The organism is Arcobacter iocasae, from assembly GCF_042214795.1.
Lineage (GTDB): Bacteria > Campylobacterota > Campylobacteria > Campylobacterales > Arcobacteraceae > Arcobacter > Arcobacter iocasae.
In genome coordinates, this window is sequence record NZ_CP090177.1 from 2,410,030 (window position 1) to 2,430,919 (window position 20,890).

General features: G+C 25.2%; 18 protein-coding genes. 11 read left to right on the forward strand and 7 right to left on the reverse strand.

What is annotated here, in order from left to right; genetic code table 11:
- Positions 1 to 10: 10 nt before the first annotated feature.
- Together LXN10_RS12140 and LXN10_RS12145 are read left to right on the forward strand one after the other, a co-directional pair.
- A complete protein-coding gene (locus LXN10_RS12140) occupies positions 11 to 454 on the forward strand; it encodes a hypothetical protein (RefSeq protein WP_375723255.1) in 444 nt (147 codons plus the stop codon).
- Positions 441 to 1,325: a radical SAM protein gene (locus LXN10_RS12145; protein WP_375723256.1), complete on the forward strand. Its 885-nt coding sequence runs from the start codon at positions 441 to 443 to the stop codon at positions 1,323 to 1,325. The genes LXN10_RS12140 and LXN10_RS12145 overlap by 14 nt, the downstream gene beginning before the upstream one ends.
- A gap of 7 nt (positions 1,326 to 1,332) precedes the next feature.
- Here the strand turns inward: LXN10_RS12145 and LXN10_RS12150 are convergent, their stop codons facing one another.
- Positions 1,333 to 1,521, reverse strand: coding sequence for a hypothetical protein (locus LXN10_RS12150; protein WP_375723257.1), 189 nt, complete (start codon positions 1,519 to 1,521; stop codon positions 1,333 to 1,335).
- Between the two features lie 160 nt (positions 1,522 to 1,681).
- On the opposite strand from LXN10_RS12150, the gene LXN10_RS12155 reads away from it, so the two are divergent.
- The gene (locus LXN10_RS12155) at positions 1,682 to 2,197 is read left to right on the forward strand and encodes an ORF6N domain-containing protein (protein WP_375723258.1); all 516 of its coding nucleotides are present in this window, start codon (positions 1,682 to 1,684) and stop codon (positions 2,195 to 2,197) included.
- A 445-nt stretch (positions 2,198 to 2,642) separates the two neighbouring features.
- Here the strand turns inward: LXN10_RS12155 and LXN10_RS12160 are convergent, their stop codons facing one another.
- Positions 2,643 to 3,626 carry an IS110 family transposase gene (locus tag LXN10_RS12160; RefSeq protein WP_375723002.1) on the reverse strand — a complete coding sequence of 328 codons (984 nt, stop codon included), beginning with the start codon at positions 3,624 to 3,626 and terminating at the stop codon, positions 2,643 to 2,645.
- Between the two features lie 441 nt (positions 3,627 to 4,067).
- Between LXN10_RS12160 and LXN10_RS12165 the strand changes: the two genes are divergently transcribed.
- The gene (locus LXN10_RS12165) at positions 4,068 to 7,625 is read left to right on the forward strand and encodes a hypothetical protein (protein ID WP_375723259.1); all 3,558 of its coding nucleotides are present in this window, start codon (positions 4,068 to 4,070) and stop codon (positions 7,623 to 7,625) included.
- Positions 7,626 to 7,665: 40 nt separating this feature from the next.
- Here LXN10_RS12165 and LXN10_RS12170 read toward each other — a convergent pair whose 3' ends face one another.
- Together LXN10_RS12170 and LXN10_RS12175 are read right to left on the reverse strand one after the other, a co-directional pair.
- Complete coding sequence (locus LXN10_RS12170) at positions 7,666 to 8,451, reverse strand: exodeoxyribonuclease III (RefSeq protein WP_375723260.1); 786 nt, start codon at positions 8,449 to 8,451, stop codon at positions 7,666 to 7,668.
- 89 nt (positions 8,452 to 8,540) lie between these two features.
- Positions 8,541 to 9,206, reverse strand: a complete 666-nt coding sequence (locus LXN10_RS12175; RefSeq protein ID WP_375723261.1) for a redoxin domain-containing protein — start codon at positions 9,204 to 9,206, stop codon at positions 8,541 to 8,543.
- 134 nt (positions 9,207 to 9,340) lie between these two features.
- Here LXN10_RS12175 and LXN10_RS12180 point away from each other — a divergent pair, with 134 nt between their 5' ends.
- Entirely contained in the window at positions 9,341 to 10,057 is a 717-nt protein-coding gene (locus LXN10_RS12180; RefSeq protein ID WP_375723262.1) for a sulfite exporter TauE/SafE family protein, read from the forward strand.
- Between the two features lie 9 nt (positions 10,058 to 10,066).
- Here LXN10_RS12180 and LXN10_RS12185 read toward each other — a convergent pair whose 3' ends face one another.
- On the reverse strand, positions 10,067 to 10,357 hold the full coding sequence (locus tag LXN10_RS12185) for a hypothetical protein (protein ID WP_375723263.1): 291 nt from the start codon (positions 10,355 to 10,357) through the stop codon (positions 10,067 to 10,069).
- 12 nt (positions 10,358 to 10,369) lie between these two features.
- The gene (locus LXN10_RS12190) at positions 10,370 to 11,284 is read right to left on the reverse strand and encodes an AEC family transporter (RefSeq protein WP_375723264.1); all 915 of its coding nucleotides are present in this window, start codon (positions 11,282 to 11,284) and stop codon (positions 10,370 to 10,372) included.
- Between the two features lie 119 nt (positions 11,285 to 11,403).
- On the opposite strand from LXN10_RS12190, the gene LXN10_RS12195 reads away from it, so the two are divergent.
- From LXN10_RS12195 to LXN10_RS12220, 6 genes are all read left to right on the forward strand, one after another.
- Complete coding sequence (locus LXN10_RS12195) at positions 11,404 to 12,840, forward strand: alanine/glycine:cation symporter family protein (protein ID WP_375723265.1); 1,437 nt, start codon at positions 11,404 to 11,406, stop codon at positions 12,838 to 12,840.
- A 47-nt stretch (positions 12,841 to 12,887) separates the two neighbouring features.
- The gene (locus tag LXN10_RS12200) at positions 12,888 to 14,012 is read left to right on the forward strand and encodes a sensor histidine kinase (RefSeq protein WP_375723266.1); all 1,125 of its coding nucleotides are present in this window, start codon (positions 12,888 to 12,890) and stop codon (positions 14,010 to 14,012) included.
- Between the two features lie 2 nt (positions 14,013 to 14,014).
- On the forward strand, positions 14,015 to 14,698 hold the full coding sequence (locus tag LXN10_RS12205; protein WP_375723267.1) for a response regulator transcription factor: 684 nt from the start codon (positions 14,015 to 14,017) through the stop codon (positions 14,696 to 14,698).
- Positions 14,699 to 14,751: 53 nt separating this feature from the next.
- Positions 14,752 to 15,576 carry a hypothetical protein gene (locus LXN10_RS12210; protein ID WP_375723268.1) on the forward strand — a complete coding sequence of 275 codons (825 nt, stop codon included), beginning with the start codon at positions 14,752 to 14,754 and terminating at the stop codon, positions 15,574 to 15,576.
- Between the two features lie 109 nt (positions 15,577 to 15,685).
- Positions 15,686 to 16,615: a hypothetical protein gene (locus LXN10_RS12215; protein ID WP_375723269.1), complete on the forward strand. Its 930-nt coding sequence runs from the start codon at positions 15,686 to 15,688 to the stop codon at positions 16,613 to 16,615.
- Positions 16,616 to 16,630: 15 nt separating this feature from the next.
- Entirely contained in the window at positions 16,631 to 19,204 is a 2,574-nt protein-coding gene (locus tag LXN10_RS12220; protein ID WP_375723270.1) for a tetratricopeptide repeat protein, read from the forward strand.
- Positions 19,205 to 19,212: 8 nt separating this feature from the next.
- On the opposite strand, the gene LXN10_RS12225 is transcribed toward LXN10_RS12220, so the two are convergent.
- The gene (locus LXN10_RS12225; protein WP_375723271.1) at positions 19,213 to 20,856 is read right to left on the reverse strand and encodes a DUF4153 domain-containing protein; all 1,644 of its coding nucleotides are present in this window, start codon (positions 20,854 to 20,856) and stop codon (positions 19,213 to 19,215) included.
- Between the last annotated feature and the right edge of the window lie 34 nt (positions 20,857 to 20,890).

Sequence of the window (20,890 nt, forward strand, 5' to 3'; positions counted from 1 at the left end):
AGTTATTATTATGAAAGACCTTGTAGATGCGTTAAATAAAGACAAACACTATACAGAGATTGTACTTGCTGGGGGATTATTTCTTGTAGCATTATATTACAATATGCTTATGGATTTTATTATTTATATGTTATATTTTGTAATATTCTTAGAGATAACAAGAACAGTAATAAACTATATTAGAGAAAAAACTGTTGTTCTTTCAATAATTGTTGATGCTTTTATTATACTTACTTTAAGAGAGTTAATTGTAAATGTTGTAAAAATCAATAATGAAAATTTAAATTCCCTTGATGACCTTTTGACAAGTGTTTTAAACTGGAACATTTTTATAATAGCAGGAGTAATTTTGTTTTTACTTATAGTGAGATATTTATCTGTAAAAACTTCTGAAACTTATATGTTAGGTAAAAAGAAAGAACAAGATTATATAAAAAACAATGAATTATCATGAACCACTATATAGGCCACCAGCTGAAGCTAACTCTTTAATCTTACAAATTACATTGGGCTGTAGTTACAATAAATGTAGCTTTTGCTCGATGTATGAAACAAAAAAATTTGAAATCAAAAGTATAGAAAAAATCACAAAAGAAATCGATGAGTTTTCTATATATAAAGATGTAAGAAGAGTGTTTTTAGCTGATGGCGATGCCTTATCTTGTGATACAAACTTTTTAGTGCAAATTTTACAATATCTTAAAAAATCTTTTCCAAAACTACAAAGGGTATCTTCATATGCCAGTCCATACAATCTTTTAGAAAAGACTCAAGAAGAGCTGAATTTGCTAAGAGAAAATGGTTTGAGTTTAGTCTATTATGGAATAGAAAGTGGAAATCAAGATTTACTAAAATATATAAATAAACCAATGAAACCAAATAAAATGGTTGAGGGCATAAATAAAGCCCATTATGCAAATATGAAAATATCTGCCACCATAATACTAGGACTTGGTGGAAAGAAATTATCTATACAACATATAGAAGATACTGCAAAGTTAGTAAATGAGTGCGAACATATAAATTATCTATCAACTTTACAACTAGGTGTAAGTGATTCAAAGAAAGATGCTTTTTTCAAAAGATTTGAAGATAAAAATCAAGAATTTATTTTCTGTACTGATAAAGATATTTTAGAAGAGCAAAAAAGACTTATAAGACTAATTAATCCAAAAAGTCCAATAATATTTAGGTCAAATCACGCTTCAAATGCTTTAGCATTAAAAGGAACACTTCCAAAAGATAGGGATGTTTTATTAGAGATTTTAGACAAAGCTATAGAAGATAACTCTATGCTTCGTCCAAAGTTTTTACGAGGTTTTTAAAACCTTGTTATTTTTTAGATTTTTTCTTAGACTTCTTTTTTGAGTCTTTTTTCTTAGCTTTTAGAGCTTTTTTTGCTTTCTTTTTTTTATCTAGTTTTTTCTTTTTGATAACTTTCTTTTTCTCTTTTTTAAGTGCTTTTTTCTTAGCAGCTTTTTTAGCTTTTAATTTTTTCTCTTCTTCTTTTTTCTTTGCCATATTATGACTCCTTATATAAAATATAGAGAATAGTACTGTTTTATATTAATAATGTCAATAAAATATTATTAAATAAATAAAAAAATATCAAATTGTAATATTTTTAAATCTTATAAATAGTATATATTAAAATACTTTCATAAATCAGAGGAGTGTATTTATGGAAAAATTAGCAATAGAGATAATAAACTCAAAGATATATACAATACGCTGTGAAAGGGTTATGTTGGATAGTGACTTGGCAAAACTTTATGAAGTTGAGACAAAAGTATTAAATCAAGCAGTAAAAAGAAATATTGAAAGGTTTCCAAGTGACTTTTTATTTAAATTGTCAGAAAAAGAGTTAGAAAATTTGCGGTCACAATTTGTGACCACAAACTTTTCAAAAACAAGAACAACTCCAAATGCTTTTACTGAGCAAGGTGTTTATATGTTAGCAACAGTTTTAAAAAGTAAAGTTGCAGTAGATATTAATATACAAATTATGAGAACTTTTACAGCACTTCGAAGATATGCCTTGACCTATGATGAACTTGCAAAAAAAATAGAACAAATAGAATCGAGGGTAATTGAAGGTGAGAAGACTGATAGTAGGATAATTGAGGTTTTGAATGAGTTGATGAGTTGTGAGGATGATAATGGGGATAGGAAGATTGGGTTTGTTAATAATCACTAATTATAAAATAATTAGTTTGTATTCTCTTGAAGAGGTAAACCTCTCCGCTTCTCTTACTTTGTTTGGACAAAGTAAGCAAAACCACCAACGGCTGCGAAGCCCTTTGGGTTTCTTCACTTATTGTTTTATCTTTTCTGTCTTGCAAGACTCATAAATAAATGTGCATTTAGCATATTTATTTATTCAAACAGTTGCAAGCCTTTTCCAAAAAGATAAAACAAACGCTCAGCTTCTGTAGATGTTGGAATAAAAGGTGGGATAAGGACATTTACATTTTTGATTGTCTTTTGTTTTAACTTCTTCTTGCTCTAACTAATATATGACTATACAAAAAAAGAAACAACACAAGGGATTTCTTTCTACATCTGCAGGAGAAAAATAATAAATGAGGGAAGCTTTGCCTCCGAAGTTGCCACCTTAAAAACCAATAAAAATATTAGAATTTTCATAAATATCTTTTATATCTTTCTTCATCATATTTTTCGTTATTTTTATAAATACTATGTGCGATTACTACTATTTTTCTCATAACTGCTATTTGTGCTACAGTGGTATGTTTACCATTCTCTTTTAATCTATTATAAAACCTTTTTAATTCTTCATTATATTGTGTTGCATTTAGACTTGCCATAAATAATACACTTCTACATAGTTTTGAACCAGCTTTTGATATTCTTGTTTTACCTTTTATTGATGTTCCAGATGTTTTTTCTATTGGATCTAATCCTGCTAGGGATATTATCTCTTTTTGGTTTGCATTAGAATATTGTATAAAATGATGCAATAATACTATTGCTGATACTTCTCCTACACTTTTTATACTTTGTATATTAATAAATGCTTCTTGAAGTTTTTCATCTTTTGCTATTACTTTTTTTATTTCAAGCAGTATCTCTTTTTCTTTTTGTTCTAAAAGCTTTATCTCTTTTTTTATTCTTTGTATTAATTTACTTATACCATCTTTTGCAATTAAAGATTCCAAATGATTTTTATTTTGTGATTTTTGTTTAATTAAAAATTGATAGTAAGTTATTAACTCTTTTATCTCTTCTATTTCTTGTCTTATTACTGGTACTTTAATTTGTTCTTTTGAGGCAGTTACTATCATTTGAGATAACATTCGGGCATCATTTACATCATTCTTATTTCTTTGTCCTATTGCTTTACTAAAATTTGAACTTTGTTTAGGATTTACAATAAAGCATTTAATATTTTTATTTGCTGCAAACTTTTTTATAACAGAAGAATAATTCCCTGTTGGTTCATAAACAAATACTAATTTATCGATATCTTTTTTATATTGTTTCTTTAACTTAGAATACAAACTTTTTAATGATTTTATATTATTCTCAATAACCAAATCTAAATCATTATATGGAACATACACATTGATTGTTGACTTACTAATATCTAATCCGATAGAATACATATCTGGAACCTTTATTTTAGAATAAAGAGTTCGTTAGGGTAGGATTTCTCCTACCTGATTTGTCATACATATTTCGGACTCGTAAATTCGAACTAGATTATTACTGTTCTTGTTGCCACTCAAACTTTTAATATGACTATCTGACTTCAAATCAAGATGATTATTTTTTAATCTCTTTCGCCGTAGTTCGATATATCATTTAACAAACTCCATGAAAATATATTATCTATATCTCCATTAATTTTATTATACGAGCCGTAGTTGCTTTTGCTTACTTTTCGTCAACACAAAAGTAAGAAAGCGGAGAGGTTTACCTCTTCAAGAGAAAATTATGTATGTAAATTAATTAAAAATATAATATTATAGTAACTATTATATTGTTTTGTGACATGATATATGATGAAGAAAAGATATAATATTTTTTTATTTAAAAGGATTATTGTGCAAGAACAAATTATTGACTGTAAAAATATATTAGAAAATCTAACTCCAACAGATAATGTAAAAAATAATGGAGTTTATGAGTGCTCGTTAAAACATGGAATTGATGAGCAAGATATAAAAAATATTGCATTGTCAGGAGCTTATGGTTCAGGGAAAAGTAGTATTCTTAAAACATTTGAAAAAAAATATAAAGATGATTATTTTTTTTTAAATATTTCTCTTGCAGATTTTTCTGATTCAGAAAAAAACAATGAAAACACTGATGTAGAACGTAGTATATTACAAAAGATGTTTTATACAGTAAAAAACGAAGAGATACCATTTTCTCGATTCAAGAGAATAAAAGATATTACCTTTCAAGAGTTGCGAGATTATAGTCTATATATTTTTATCTTTATATTTTTCTTTTTTATTGCATACAAAAATAAAGATTTACCAGAGTATTTAGACTTTTTAAAGTTTGATATAGTGTATATAATTGGTTTTATAATTACATTTATTAGTATATTTCTTGCTCTCCCAAAAATAATAAGCTTATTAGGTGATATTGATTTGAAAAAAATTAATCTAAAGAGTGGTGAAGTTGATTTAGGGCAAAAAGATGGTAGTTCAATATTAAATAAAAATCTTGATGAGATTATATATTTTTTTAAAGCAACAAATTACAATATTGTTATATTTGAAGATTTAGATAGATATGCTAAAAATATTGATATCTTTGTAAAGTTAAGAGAAATAAATTTAATTTTAAATAATTCAAAAGAAGTTGAACAAAGTGTAACTTTTATTTATGCAATAAAAGATGATAATTTTAAAGACGAAGAAAGAACAAAGTTTTTTGATTTAATTGTTCCTGTTATTCCTATTGTTGATTATTCTAATTCAAGTGAACAATTGAAAATTATGATAAGAAAATATAAAAAGTATAGGGGATTAAAGGTAAATGTATTAAAAAATAATTTTATAAATGATATCTGCCTTTATATCGATAATATGCGGTTACTAAAAAATATTTTTAATGAATTTATTATTTATAATGAAAAACTAGAATCAGATATTTTAGAAAAAGAAAAATTATTTAGTATGATTGTATATAAAAATTTATATCCAGATGATTTTTCAAAGTTAAGTAATAAACAAGGCTTAGTATATGATGTATTATCAAAAAAGAATGAGATTATAAATAGTAAAATTACTTCTCTTGATGAAAAAATAAATTATATAAAAGAAAAATTAGATGAAATAGAGAATGAACAAATAAGTTCAATTAATGAATTAAAGAGCATATATATTTATCAAGTATTAAAGAAATTAAATGCAATAGACAATAATAGAATAAGTGTTAACAATATTTTTATAAATATACCAGACTTAGAAGAAGAAAGTAATTTTAATATATTAAAAGAATCTTCTAATATAAAATGCGATAATTATTATGGAAATTCATTAGTTTTTGAAAATATAGAAAATGAGATTTGTGAGAAAAGTTATAATGAAAGAGAAGAGTTAATAAAAAATAAAAATAATGAATATACAAATACTAATAACAAAGAAATTGAATCTTTAGAAAATGAAAAACAATTGATTAAAACAAAAGAGTTAAAAGATTTAATTGAAGATACTAATGCTGTATTTGGGGATGAATTTAATGAAAAAGGTTTATTGATATTTTTAATCACAAATGGACATTTAGATGATACATATAACTATTATATTTCACACTTTTATGATGAAAGTATTACTAAAGAAGATAGAGAGTTTATTTTATCTATTAGGGAAAGAAGATCAAAAGATTATACTTTTAAATTAGAAAAAGTTAGTGAAGTTATTAAACAAATACATCACTACGAGTATGATAAAAAAGAAGTATTAAACTATAGTTTGTTGGAATATTTAATAGAAAAAGAAAATATAAAGAATTTAAATCAAATAATAAAACAGATAAATCATAGAAAGGATTTAGAGTTTATAAAAGGTTATATTGATTTAAATTATAAAAATATTGATAAGTTTATAAATCAATTAATTAGTAAATGTACTTGGTTATGGGATGAAATAGAAAAATCTTCCCTTACAATTGAGAAAAAAGAAAAATACTTTGAGTTAATTTTAAAATATGGAAAAATTGAAAATATAAAGAATTTGAATATAACCTTAATGAGTGAGTACATTGGAAATATTAATAATTTTGCTGAATTTAGTAGTAATTTTGATATTAAAAAAATAAAAGATATTTTAATGATGTTAGAACCTGCATTTAAAAAAACATCACAACTTAAAGATAATATTGAGTTATTTGAGTTTATTTATGAAAATAATTTTTATGAAATTTCATATGAAATGATTGGAGGAATTCTAAAATATTTTAATAAAAATAAATTTGAGTTGGAAGATTTAAATAAAAAGAATTTAACAATTATAAAAAACTCTACTTGTACTAGTTTAATTATGGATATAGAAGAGAATATAGTCGTGTACATAGAAAATATTTTATTAAGTATGGAAAAAATTAATGATGATGAAAACATATTTGTTGATTTACTTAATAATGAACATATATCAGATGACTTAAAAATTGAAATTATAAAAAGAGAAGAAACTTTAATATCTAATATTTCTGAGGTTACAAATCATGAATTATGGAAGAACTTATTTGAAGAAAATAAAATAAAAGCTGATTGGAATAATATTTTATACTATTATCAACAGCATAAAGAGATAGGTGAAAGTTTAATAAAATATATTAATATAATTGAGAATGCAAAAGTTTTATCAAATGTAAGAATAAATAGTGAAACAAAATTCATGGAAAATAGTAAATTCGATATTAGTTTAGTAGAAGAATTATTAAAAAATATTTTATTTACAAATGAAATAGAAATTAATTCATATAAACTACTAATTAAATCTAATGGATATTGCTATCCTGACTTAGATGTTTCTAGTCTAGATGAAGAAAAAATTATTGAATTAGTTAATAATGGAGAGTTTCAATTAACAGTTCAGAATTTTAATAAATTAAAAGAATGTACAAAAAAACAACATATAAAACTTATTGAAAAAAACATTGATGAATTTTTAGAAAAGTATGAAGAGTTTCCTTTGGATGAAAGTAATGTATTTGATATATTAAGTAGTTCAATTATTACAAAAAAAGTAAAAGTAGAGATAATAAAAAAACTTGATTATAAATTAATTAGTAATAAAAATATTGGAAAACTAGTGCATGATAATATGGATAAAAAAATTAAATATCCAATTGAATTCTTAGAAAATTTAATTATAAATTTAAATACTAAAGAAATGCAAGTTAATGTTATTATTGAACAAAATGAATATTTATCTGAAGATGAGTTTATTAATTTGTTGAGTCTATTAGAAAATGAATATAGTAACATTGCTAAATTAGATGGTAAAAGACCAACAATAATTGATAAATATTATAATAGAAAACTTATTGAGATTTTATTTGAAAGAAAATTTATTACTAAAAGTAAAGAAGACGAAAAAAGAAAATTATTTAGACTTTTTGTTAAAAATAGAAATAAAGTATAAAGGAATAGGCTTTTTCTATAAAGCCTATTTTATGTGTTTACTATATCTCTATCTCCAAAGCAATAGGACAATGATCACTTCCCATTACATCACTCATAATATAAGCATTTGAAATATGAGGTTTTAAATCCTCACTTACATAGAAGTAATCAATTCTCCAGCCAACATTATTTGCTCTTGCATTTGCTCTGTAAGACCACCAGCTATAATTATCTGGCTCATCACCTATAACATGTCTTAGCGTGTCTATGTAGCCATGAGATAAGAATTTGTCTATCCATTCTCTCTCCATTGGTAAGAAGCCTGATGTGCCTTCATTTGCTTTTGGTCTTGCTAAGTCTATCTCTTTGTGAGCTGTATTTACATCTCCACATACTATGATTGACTTACCTTGTTTTTTTAATTCTTCACAATGATTTAAAAATCTATCGTAAAACTCCATTTTATATACAAGTCTTTCTTCTTTGCTTTGACCATTTGGAAAATAAACATTAAAAAATGCTATATCTTTATCTCCTAAAGTAAAATGAACTTCATTGATTCTTCCTTCATCTAATACATCAACAGTAGGGCAGTTACACTCAAAAGTTATATCTATATCTGTAAAAAGGGCTGTTCCTGAACGACCTTTTATGGCTGATTCACTTGCTGTTACAGTTTTGAATTCTTTATTAAAAATTGTTTCTGGGATTTGTGTTTTCATTGATTTTGTTTCTTGTACACCTAAAAGATGAATATCTTGCTCATCTACCCATTTAAGTGCTTCTTTTTTATCAACAGCTCGTATACCATTTACATTCCATGATACAAATTTATATTTATTCATTTAAAACCTTGTTTTATATTTGATAGTAGTTATATACTTTTTAAACATTAACAAAAGCATTTGCTTTTGTCAAGTTTGTAAAAGTCTATTTATCGTTTGTTTATAATATCTTTTTTGATTGTGTCTGTTATAGTTTTAGGTTCACATCTTTTTCTATGGTTAGCATCAATAAAAGCATATATTATTTCGTAGTTTTTATTTACAATGTAAGTTCCAGGAAGTGGTAAATCATAAGTACCATTTCTATTGGCTTCCAATATATCTATTTTTTGTTTCTCATATACAGCGATTACTTCATCACTCAAAGTATAGTTTATACCAAACTCTTTTGCGATAGTATTATTTTTGTCATAAAGAATATCAAATGTAAAAGAGTGTTTTTCTTTTAAATAAGATGATTTATCTTGTGTTTGAGGACAAAGTGTGATTAATGATGCATTAAAAATTTTTAATTGCGAAACAATCTTTTGCAAAGCAAGTAATTCTAAAATGGCATATGGAGACCATGAGCCTTCAAAAAAACACAGTACTGTGTATTTATTTTTCTCAACAATATCTTTTATGTTGATAACTTTTCTATCTTGGTTAGAAATAGAGAACTCGGGAATTTTATTTCCTACTTTTAAAGCTTTGTTAAAACAGTCTGATTCTTCCAATTTTTTAATAGCATTACATAGAGTATCTTGAGTCTCTTTTGGGACTCTTCCTTGAAATTCTACCAAATAATCTTCTATATCTTTTTCTAGTGTAGGCATATAAGCTCCTTATGTGAAAAGAATATCTCTTTTTTTCACAACAAATTATAAAATATTTTGTCAGCATTATAAAGAAAGGAAACTTTAACTTTATTTTATTATAGTACAAATTTACAACATTTTAAGGAATTCTTTTGAGTCAAGAAATAATTTTGGGGTTAATAACCTTTTTTACATCAACAATTGCAGGTGTTGTTGGACTTGGCGGAGGTATGATTTTAATAGCTGTTTTACCTTCTTTTCTACCTTTAAACGCTTTAATTCCCGTACATGGTATAAGTCAAATGACAAGCAATCTAAGTAGAGCAGCATTTGGATATAAAGATGTAAAATTTGAAGTGATACCTAAATTTTTATTGGGTTCAATTATTGGAATAAGCTTTTTTGCATCAATTTTGTATATTATTTCTTTGGAATATGTACCTTTATTTATAGGAACTTATATTTTACTCTCTCTTTGGAGTAAAAAATTCAATGAAAAGTTAAGAAAATATGAGAATTATTACTTGCTTGGATTTTTTCAAACAGGTCTTTCAATAGTTGTGGGAGCAACAGGACCACTTACTATGACTCTTTTGTTAAAAGACTATGAAGATAAAGATATTGTTGTATCAACTGCTGCTGCATTGATGAGTATTACACATATCTTAAAAGTATTTGCTTTTATGATTTTTGGATTTGTATTTTTTGATTATATTGGAATCTTGCTTGCAATGATTACAGGTGCTATTATTGGAAGTTGGACAGGAACAAAACTTAGAAATGTAATTAATGGTAAAAAATTTATTATGATACTAAAAATTTTATTATCTCTTTTAGCTATAAAAGTAATAATAAGTGCATTTATTTAAATGATGCACTTATAAACCTAAATCTTCTAGTTCTCCTAGATTTTTTTCCTCATCTTTTTCTTTAGGTGTCTCTTTGCTTATTTTTAATTTACCAGTCTCTTTTTTAGTCTCTTTGTCTTTTTTTGTAGCTAAATTACTTAGACTATTTGAGTTCATATTTGAAAGAGAGTTATTGTTACCTATCAATGAATCACTATTTCCACCATGCATATCGATTTTTTGTGAGTTTGATGGAGAGTAGGCATAATTAGCAAATAAGCTAGTTAGAAAAAATGTTGCAAGTATTAAAACGATTTTCATAAATTTTCCTTTTTAAACAAAATAATGTAAAACAAAAAGTATACATATCATTGATATAAGTGTTTGAACTGTAATGATTGATGACATCAATCCCACATCACCACCAAGTTGTCTAGCTAAAATAAAAGATGAAGGTGCAGTTGGTAAAACACCAAATAAAACTAATATTGAAAGCATCATTCCATCTATTCCAAACATTTTAGCAAAAATAAAAATTAAAATAGGGAAAATGAGGTGTTTTCCTATGATTGCAATGATTACTTCACTTTTTGAAGATTTAATCTCTCTTATTACAAGTCCAAATCCAACTGATAAAAGTCCCATTGGAAGTGCTGCATGACTTAGTATCTCTAAAGTGTTATTTAAAACAAGAGGTAAATGAATCCCTAAAAAGTTTATACCTCCACCAATAATACAAGCCACAATAAGTGGATTTTTAAAAATAGATTTTAACAAATAAATAAAATCTAATTTATCATTTGAAACATAAAGAGCAAATATTGTTATACATAATATATTGATAAATGGTATTGCAAAGGTAAGTATGACTGCTGATAGTATTAAGCCTTCATTGCCAAAAATTGAGCCAGCTAAAGCTAAAAAAACATAGGTATTAAATCTAATTGAACCTTGCACAATAGAAGTAAAAGCACTAGGAGATGTTGGTTTAATTTTATTTACAATTATAAGTATAAGCATTGTCAAAAATATTGTTAAAAGAGCAGAGCCAACAAATCCTAAACTATTATCTGAGTCTAAAGAAGCACTTGAAAGTTTATAAATTAAAAGTGAAGGCATCAATACATAATAAGTTAGTTTATCAGCTTGTGGCCAAAACTCATGAGAAGGAAATTTTATTCTTTTAAAAAAATATCCTATTAAAATAAGACTAAATACAGGAATAAGCGCTGAAAATATATGTATCATAAAAATTCTTTCTGTTTAATATCGCATAGAATATTATCATATTAACCATAAATTATAAAGAAACCCACTTTAAAGCCTCCCCAAGATGATAGAATTTTTTTTTGCAAAAGGAGAACATAATGTTAGCAGAAATAAATACATTCCTAAATGACCTTATTTGGGGATCGATTTTAATTTACGTACTACCTATTCTTGGTATCTTTTTCACAATAAGTTCTAGATTCGTACAATTTAGATACTTTTTTAAGATGTTTCACATTTTAAGAGAAACAGCTCATGATAAAGAAGGACATATTAGCTCATTTCAAGCTTTAATGCTAAGTGTTGCTGGTCGTGTTGGTGGTGGAAACATCGCTGGAGTTGCAGTTGCAATCACACTTGGTGGTGCTGGTTCTGTATTTTGGATGTGGGTTATTGGACTTGTTGGAATGGCAACAAGTTTCTTTGAGTGTTCATTGGCACAACTTTATAAAGAAAAAGATGGCATAGATGCTGGAGTTTATAGAGGTGGACCTGCTTATTATGCTACAAAAGCCTTAGGTCAAAGATGGTTAGGTGTTATTATTTCTATTTTATTAATGATTACATTTGGTTTTGCATTTAATGCAACTCAATCATTTATTATCTCAACTTCATTTGAAGCAACATTTGATATTCCTACATGGATTTCTGGAATAGTTTTAACAATTGTTTTTGGTCTTACAATTTTTGGTGGAGTAAAAAGAATTGCTAGAATGTCAGAAGTAATTGTTCCTGTTATGGCAGGGAGTTATTTACTTATTGCTCTTGTTGTTATTATTTTAAATATAGGTGAAATTCCAGGTTTAATTAATATGATTGTAACTGAAGCATTTCATCCAAGTTCTGCAATTGGTGGTGGTATTGGTGCTGTTATTTTACAAGGTGCAAAAAGAGGAATGTTTTCAAATGAAGCAGGTCTAGGTTCTGCTCCAAATGTTGCTGCAGTTGCTTATGTTGGACATCCAGTTCAACAAGGTATTGTACAATCATTCTCTGTATTTATTGATACAATTATTTTATGTTCTTGTACAGCATTTATTATTCTTTTATCAGGTGTTTATACTCCAGGTGCTGAAGGTGTTCAAGGTGTATTATTAACTCAAAATGCATTAATCGAACAAGTAGGACCATTAGGTGGTTACTTTGTTACAATTGCCTTATTCTTATTTGGATTTTCTTCAATGATTTATAACTATTATTTAGCTGAAAATAGTTTGAACTTCTTTAGCAAAGGAAATAAGACTGCTTTTAATATATTTAAAGTTATTTGTATATCTTTAATTATTTGGGGATCATTCCAAGATTTAGGTTCAATTTTCTCATTTGCTGATTTATCAATGGGATTATTAGCAGTTATTAATATGACTGTAATTGCATTATTATATAAACCTGTTTTACAACTAATCAAAGGTTATGAAAGACAAGTAAAAGAAGGGAAAGTTCCTGTTCTTAGATATAATGATTACAATGAATTTAAAATCGATAAAGCTATTTGGAAAGAGATTGTTGATAATATAAACGATAAAAGATCATAAAAAGAAGAGTGAGTTAATTCTCACACTTCTTTTTTCAAGGAAAATAAGTGTTTAATAAAGATGGAATTCCATTTTTTATAATAATGATACCTTTTTTATGTATCATTTTTTGCGCATTTTTTATTAGTTCATATTATATGAAAGTCTCAGAACAAAATTTTCAAGATGATGTAAAAATTCTAATTCAAACATACCCCCAAAAAGATTTTAGTGCCAAATTAATAGAAAAAGTTATAAAAGACAAAAGAGCAGTTTATGAAAAAAATAAAGCAGATTTTTTATATTTTATAAAAATTGTGACTTTATGTGTTTTGTTTTTTATGGCTTTATTTACTTTCCTTATGACTTCTATTGTAAAAGATATTGTTAATAAATACATGAGTAAAGTTGAAAATGAACAAAATAAATTAAAAAATCTAAATGAAACACTATCTTCAAAAGTTGCTTTTGGAATAGAAGAAGGAAAAAGAAAAGATAAAGCAATTTTAGAACAATCAAGGCTAGCAAAAGTTGGTTCAATGATTTCTATGATAGCTCACCAATGGAGACAACCTTTAAGTGAGTTATCAGGAATTTTAATGGAGTTAGAAACTGCAACAAGATTTAAAAAAGTCGATGAAAAACATATTTTAAATTCTATAGATAGAAGTAATGACATGATTGAATTTATGTCAAATACAATTGATGATTTTAGAAATTTTTATAAGCCAGATAAGAAAAAAGAGTATTTTAATATAAGTGATGCATGTAAAAAAGCTATAAATTTGGTAGATGCAACGCTACATAATTTGTCAATAGATTTATTATTTGATATAAAAAAAGATAAAAAGATATTTGGTTATCCAACAGAATATTCACAGGTTATTTTAAATCTAATTAGTAATGCAAAAGATATATTAGTAGAAAAAGAAATAAAAGACCCAAAAATATATATTACAATTACCTCAAGAGGTATGCAAAGTATAGTAATAATAAAAGATAATGCAGGTGGAATTGGTGAAGAAAATCTTGATTTGATTTTTGATCCTTATTATAGTACAAAAGATTCTTCTAAAGGAACAGGACTTGGTTTATATATTTCAAAATTGATTATTGAAAAAAATATGGGTGGTGAACTTAGTGTGCAAAATGATAATGAAGGTGCTGTTTTTAAAGTAATAGTGTTAGGATAAATATGGATAATGAATTATTAAAAGAAAAATTAAAAGATATAAGTATTTTATGTGTTGAAGATGAAGATGGAATAAGAGAGTTTATTGTAGGTACTTTGAAGTATTATTTTAAAGAAGTATATGAAGCTAGAAATGGTTTGGAAGCCTTAGAAATGTATGAAGAGTATAGACCTAAAATAATTTTGAGTGATATAGAAATGCCAAGAATGAATGGTCTTGAATTTGTAAAAAGAATAAGACAAAATGATTTATCAACTTCTATTATTATGCTTACTGCTTATTCCAATGAAGAGTATCTTATGAATTTGATAAATTTAAATATTGATCATTTTATTTTAAAACCTTTAAATTTAAAAAAACTAAATGAAGCTTTAACTAAATATATAGAAAGAAACTTTTCAGAACAAATATCATTAAGCGAGAATTTAAAACTTGATTTGTCAAAGAGAGAATTGATTTATGAAGATTCTACAATAATTCCTTTACGAAAAAGAGAAAATGATTTTTTAAATCTTTTATACAAAAATAAAAATGCAATAACAACATATGAACAAATCGAGATGGAGTTATGGCAAGATAAAATTATGACAAGCCATGCCTTAAAGTCTTTTATTAAAGAGTTAAGAAATAAAATACCAGTAAATGTCATCAAAAATGTTTCACAAGCAGGGTATATATTAGAATAGAAATAATAGTTGTAAAATGTTATAGTTAATAAAATGATTAATAAAGATAAACAATGCAATATTTAAAAACACACTGGAACAAACTCTTAATTTTAATACTTTCTTTTGCAATAATATTTTTTGCTTTTTCTTATACTTTGGATATAAAAGGTAAAGAATTAATTGATAAAAGTTTTAGTCAATCTGTTGTTGTTTTTGGTAGTGCGAAAGCTTTAAATGCTGTAATTTCACTAGCCCAAGGTACTGAGCTTGATTTACCTTTTTTTACAGTTGCTATTGGGGAAGTTTTAGATCCTATAAATGACTTAATCGAACAATTCTCTTTAGTGATGCTTGCAAGTATGGTTTCACTTGGTATTCAAAAAATCATGATGAATTTTGTAACTGCTGATATTTATAATTATATTTTACTTTTTGCAGTTGTCATTTTAAATATTTGGATGTTTTTTAGATTTACAAAAGATGAAAGATTTAGAACACTATTTTTTAAAATCACAGTGATACTTATTTTTCTTCGTTTTGCAGTTCCTTTGATAGGTTTAGCTAATGACTTTGTTTATAACAACTTTGTAAAACAAGAATATAATATACAAGAGTTAAATCAAGATATTGTAAAAGTGAAAGAAGATGTAAATCAAGTAACAAAAAATACAATAGAAAACAAAGAAGATAGCTCATTTTTTACTAAAATCACAGAAAAATTTGACTCAAATTATTATGACAAAAAAATAGAAGAGTATAAAAAAGCTGTGGATAATTCAAGTGATTATATAGTTGCCTTGATTATTGCTTTTGTTTTTCAAACTATTCTTTTACCTCTTATTTTTCTTTTTATTCTTTATCATTTCGTAAGGGGAATTTTTAATCTTGGGAAATAAGCTTAACCCTTTTTTATTAATTCTTAAAAGTATTCTTGTTGAGTTTGATTCTCAGAAAAAAGTAAAATGATGTTATGATTCTAAAAATTATTTTATATAAAGAGAAAAATTGAACTACAAAAAAGCATTACTTCTTCCACTTATTTTATTATTATTTATTGCTATTTTTTATAATTTTAAAAAAGAGATTAGTTTCTCTTTTTACCATTGGGAAAATAGCTATAATTTACAAAATAACCAAGAGAAACTTTATATAAAAGTTTTAGATATAAACTATTCAAATAAACTAGAAATAATAAAAACAAAGTTTATAAACAAGCCAACAAAAGGTTTTGTGCCTGTTATATATATTACAAATAAAGCCATGGACGAAGAGCCTTTAAGTTTGATGCTTAGAAAGGTTTTAAATAACTTAAAAGATATACCTTATGCTTATGATGAAATACAAATTGACTGTGACTGGTCTCTTTCAACAAAGGCTAAATATTTTGATTTTTTAAGAGAATTAAAACTAAAAAGTAATAAAAAACTTAGTGTTACTATACGATTGCATCAAATAAAATATGCAAAAAAAACTGGAATCCCACCAGTTGATTATGGAGTTTTGATGTATTATAATATGTCTGATATCGCAGATTTTGATACCAAAAACTCAATTTTAGATAATGATGTAGCAAAACAATATCATTATAATTTTGATATTTATCCCTTAAAATTAAAACTTGCTTTACCTTTGTATTCTCAAGGTGTACAATTTAGAAATAAAAAAGCAATAAATATATTTGAAGGCTTAGAAAAAAAAGATTTTGAACAAAATTTTACTCTCATAAAGAAAAACTTTTATGAAGTAAACAAAAGCTTTTATTTTAAAGGTAGATATATTTATAAAGGGGATATCTTTAGGTTCGAAGATTCAAAACTTGAGGACTTAAAAATAGCCATGGATGATTTTTTTGAGTTAACGAAAAATCCTTTTTATGAGGTGATTTTTTATACAATAAAATATAAAGATAAATATGATTTAAATAAATTAAAGTAAGAAGGAAGAGTTATAGTGTTTTTTAGAATAATATTTTTATGGGTGTTTTTGCACCACTTTTTGTTTGCATGTGGAGGTGGCTTTTGGCCAGAGGATTATGAGTTTAAGTTTTTGCACAAAAGAGATTATGCTTTTTCCAATATACAAGATAATTTAAACTTCTCTTCTACATATAATAATATAGTTATGAACTCAGATAAAGAGGCAAAAAAAGAGAATCTAAAAGAGTGGCAAAAAGAGTTTGGAAAACAGTACTCCCTAAAACAAATCGAAGAGTTTTTATATGAGGGAAAAAATCTTTCATCGATAAAAAATAAAGAGATAAGAGCTTATATAGATTTTGTAAATTTACAAGCACCTTTTGTAACTTCATGGAGAAACTATTATTTAAAATATGGATATAAGGGCAGAAAATTAAAAGAATCAGATGTTGATTTACTGATAAGTAAAGCTATATCAAATATATCAAGTACAAAGTCAAAATATTTAAAACAAAGATACTTCTTTTTAGCATTAAGACTTGCACATTATTATAATAAAGATAATGCATATTCAATTTATACTGCAAATAAAAAGTTATTGCAAGGAAGTGATTCTATTGTAAAAGATTGGATTCAAGGTTTATATGCTGGGATTTTGATAAAAAATGGTGAAAATGTAAAGGGTGTTTATGAATTCACTAAGTTATTTGATAAGTCTAAGTCAAATTGGTATTTGGCATTTTATAATTTTAAAGCAATTAAAACAGACAAGGATTGGAATGATTTAGTCTCTCTTGCAAAAGATAAAGATGAAAAAATCAAATTTCTTACTCTAAGAGCTTTAGATGCAAATGCAAATATTGTAGAAGAGCTTAAAAATATCGCAAAAATTGATCTTAATTCAAAAAATTATGACCTATTATTATTTAGAGAAGTTTTAAAATCACAAGACTTTTTTAATATTTATCCACAAGATTCATATTATGAAGTTAAACCTAAAAATATAGATAAATATACTCCTTTGGTAAATTATTTACAAACTGTATCAAAAGATAATATGTACACAGTTGATTTAGCTTTGGCATATTTCTCTTTTTATAAAGGAGATATCTCTTCTTCAAAAGATTACTTACAAAAAGCATACAAAGAAGTAAAAGGTGATGATATTCACGAATTAAATGCTTTAGGCTATATCATTTATTTAAACGGCTTAAAAACTATTAATACAGATATTGAAAATAATATTGCAACTAGACTTGATAAACTGATGACTCAAAAGTGTAATAAGGACTCAATATTTAAATATACATTTTACAAAGTTAAAGATTTGTATAAAGAAAAAGGTGATGAGTTTAAATACTTTATTGCTTCAAACTACAGATACCTAAATATCAATAGTATAAATTTAGAAAAATATGAAAAAATAGAAGAGCTAAAAAATAAAAAAGATAAATCTGGCTTAGAAAAATATATGCTAGAAAAGATTATCTTTAAGTATAAAGATTTTGATAAATCTTTACAAAAAGCCTATTTTAGTATTTTGATGAATAACTTAGAATTTGAAAAATTACTTAAAGAATATCCCAATAAGTTAAATTATAAGTTGAGGTTCAATATTTTCAATAACTTAATTGCTGGGAATAATAGAAGAGTATCTCCTACACAGATTACTTTGAAAGAGACTTTGGAAAAAATAATAAAAATCAAAGAGAATTTAAAGAAAAATCCAAATGATGCTATGAGTAATTATTTGTATGCAACTGCCTTGTATAACTTAAGTTATTGGGGAAATTCAAATACTCTTACAACAATATACAGAAGTTCATACTCTTTTAAAGAAAAAGAGTTGGAGTTAAGAAAAATAAACCTCTCAAATAAATATCTTAACAGAGCACTTGAAAACTCTATAAATAAAGAGTTTAAAGCAAAAGTAACATATATGTTAGCAAAAAATGAACTTGCCTTGTATGATATTAAGAATTCTACAAAAAGTGAATATAATCAAGAAATAAGTTATAGAACTGACAATTGGTATTCGTTTGGATATGATTTTAAAAATATTCAAAGATATATGGTAAGTGGATATGGAAAATATTTTGATAAATTAAAAAATGATTTTGATGATACTTCTTATTACCAAGAGCTTATTAAAGAGTGTTCTAATTTACGAAATTATCAAAGCACTTTAAAAAAAGTATATGACAAAGATGCCCTTGGGATTTCACTAACAGATCTTGAAAAAGAATTAAGTACTATGTATAAACAAAAAAAGACTCGTATTGCAAATAAGTATAATACAATCTTTTTTTGGAAGTTGATGGTTCAAGAACCAATCACAAATAAAACAGTTGAAAGCTATAACAATATCGCATATTATTTAGAAAAACTACATAGAGAAGAGTACTCTGTATTATTGTTAGAAAAGATATTAGAAAAATATCCAAATAGAGTTGTGGCTTATTATAATCTTGGTGATGCATATTGGTCACACTGGAAAAAAGACAAAGCTAAAAGTGCTTATAAAAAGTATATTGAACTTATGATAAAAGAGGGAAAAGAGAAGAAAATACCTCAAAAAGTAAAAGATAGAGTAGATATAAAAGATTAATTTTAAATCTACTTATTCTTCTTTTTTATTTTAAAAAGAAGAATACCTTTACCAGCATTTATTCTTAAATCATAGAGAGAATCTTTTTCTACAATAAATAAACTTTTTATAAAAAGTCTTATTTTTATATTTTCATTTTCCATATCAAAAATAGCTTTTTGATAGTTTGTCTTATCTAAATATTCTACTTTATCTTTGCGTAGTTCTTTTACAATAGCTTTTAAATCAAATTTAAAAATTTGCTTTTCTATGTTGATTGTCAATATAGAATTTTGCATAGAATAATTCAAAGACTTTGCTCCAAATTGCATAGATTTCTTAAGGGAATTAAATACTAAATCAGCCACATAATCATAGCCTGTAGAGCTTATAGCAATGTTATTAAGAGAAATATTTTTTAAATATTTTGGTTGTAATAAAGTATATTTGTTTGTATATTGCACATTGATATATTTCAAAGCTTCTTCTTTAGATGATATATTTTTATCAAATAGTTTACTAAGAGCATTTTTACTTATATCTTTATTTACAAGATACTTGATTGTTTCACTAATTGCAATTTTTTGGGATGTGGGAAGCTCTTCTTTCGTAGCTATTACTTTATTATTTATATACATATTATTTTTGATCAATATAGTTTTAAGTCGATTAAGCTGAGAATTTATTGATATATCTTTAGCATTAAATGGACTAATTGATGTAAATAGACTTAGTAAAAAAAGTGAAATAAGTGCATTTTTTATACTAAAATTTTTTTTAATAAGTTCATATAAAAATAAATATGTAAACCAAATACTACACATGATTAATAAATATCTCAATACTGTAAATCCGTATTGTTCTACTCTTGTATAAATTGCTATATTTAAAAAAATGATAGGAACTATCATCAGATAGATGAAATATTTGTTTAAAAAGTTACTTATTTTATTGTGATTGTTTAATCCTACAAGTAAACTTTTTAATAAAATACCAATAGTCAAAAAAAGACATATAATGGTAGATAATTCACCTTTAGGTAACTCTTGTAAAAATATAATCTTTGCAAAATAAATATAAAGAATAGAAGCATAAATCAAAATTATTGGTGATAAGATATTTTTAATAAGTAGCAAAAATGCATTATCATATTTAAAATTTATAGTATTTAAAAAGTCATCTTTTAATATATTAGATAGTGCAAGAAGTGGAAATAAAACAGTGAAAATTGTTATTGCTATATCATAGTGATAAAGTTTATTAAAATGCATATTAAATAGATATATTAGTGTGAAAATTATTGATTCAATTCCTGCAAATAATATGAGTGAGCTAAGTAGGGCAAAACTAATAGTTGAGAGTAATACTAGGTTGAATAATAAAATATCTTCATTGGAAGAATTTCTAAATAAAAAAGGTGCAAAACTTAAAAGTAAAAGAGTGCTAAGGAAAAATATAAATTCTGATTGAGTATATACAAATACACACAAAAATACAGCTAAAAAAGACAATACCCATACAATAGTTTTATATAATATAGATAATCTTTTTTTATAAAAAAATAGATGTATAGAAACTGAAACAATCATCATAAATAATGAATAATAAAATTCAGATGTTAAAGTAGTTCCTTTATGATTACCGTAAATTCCTAAGAATAGAGTAGTTCCCATAAATATAAATATTGAGGGGAACTTTGAAAATATA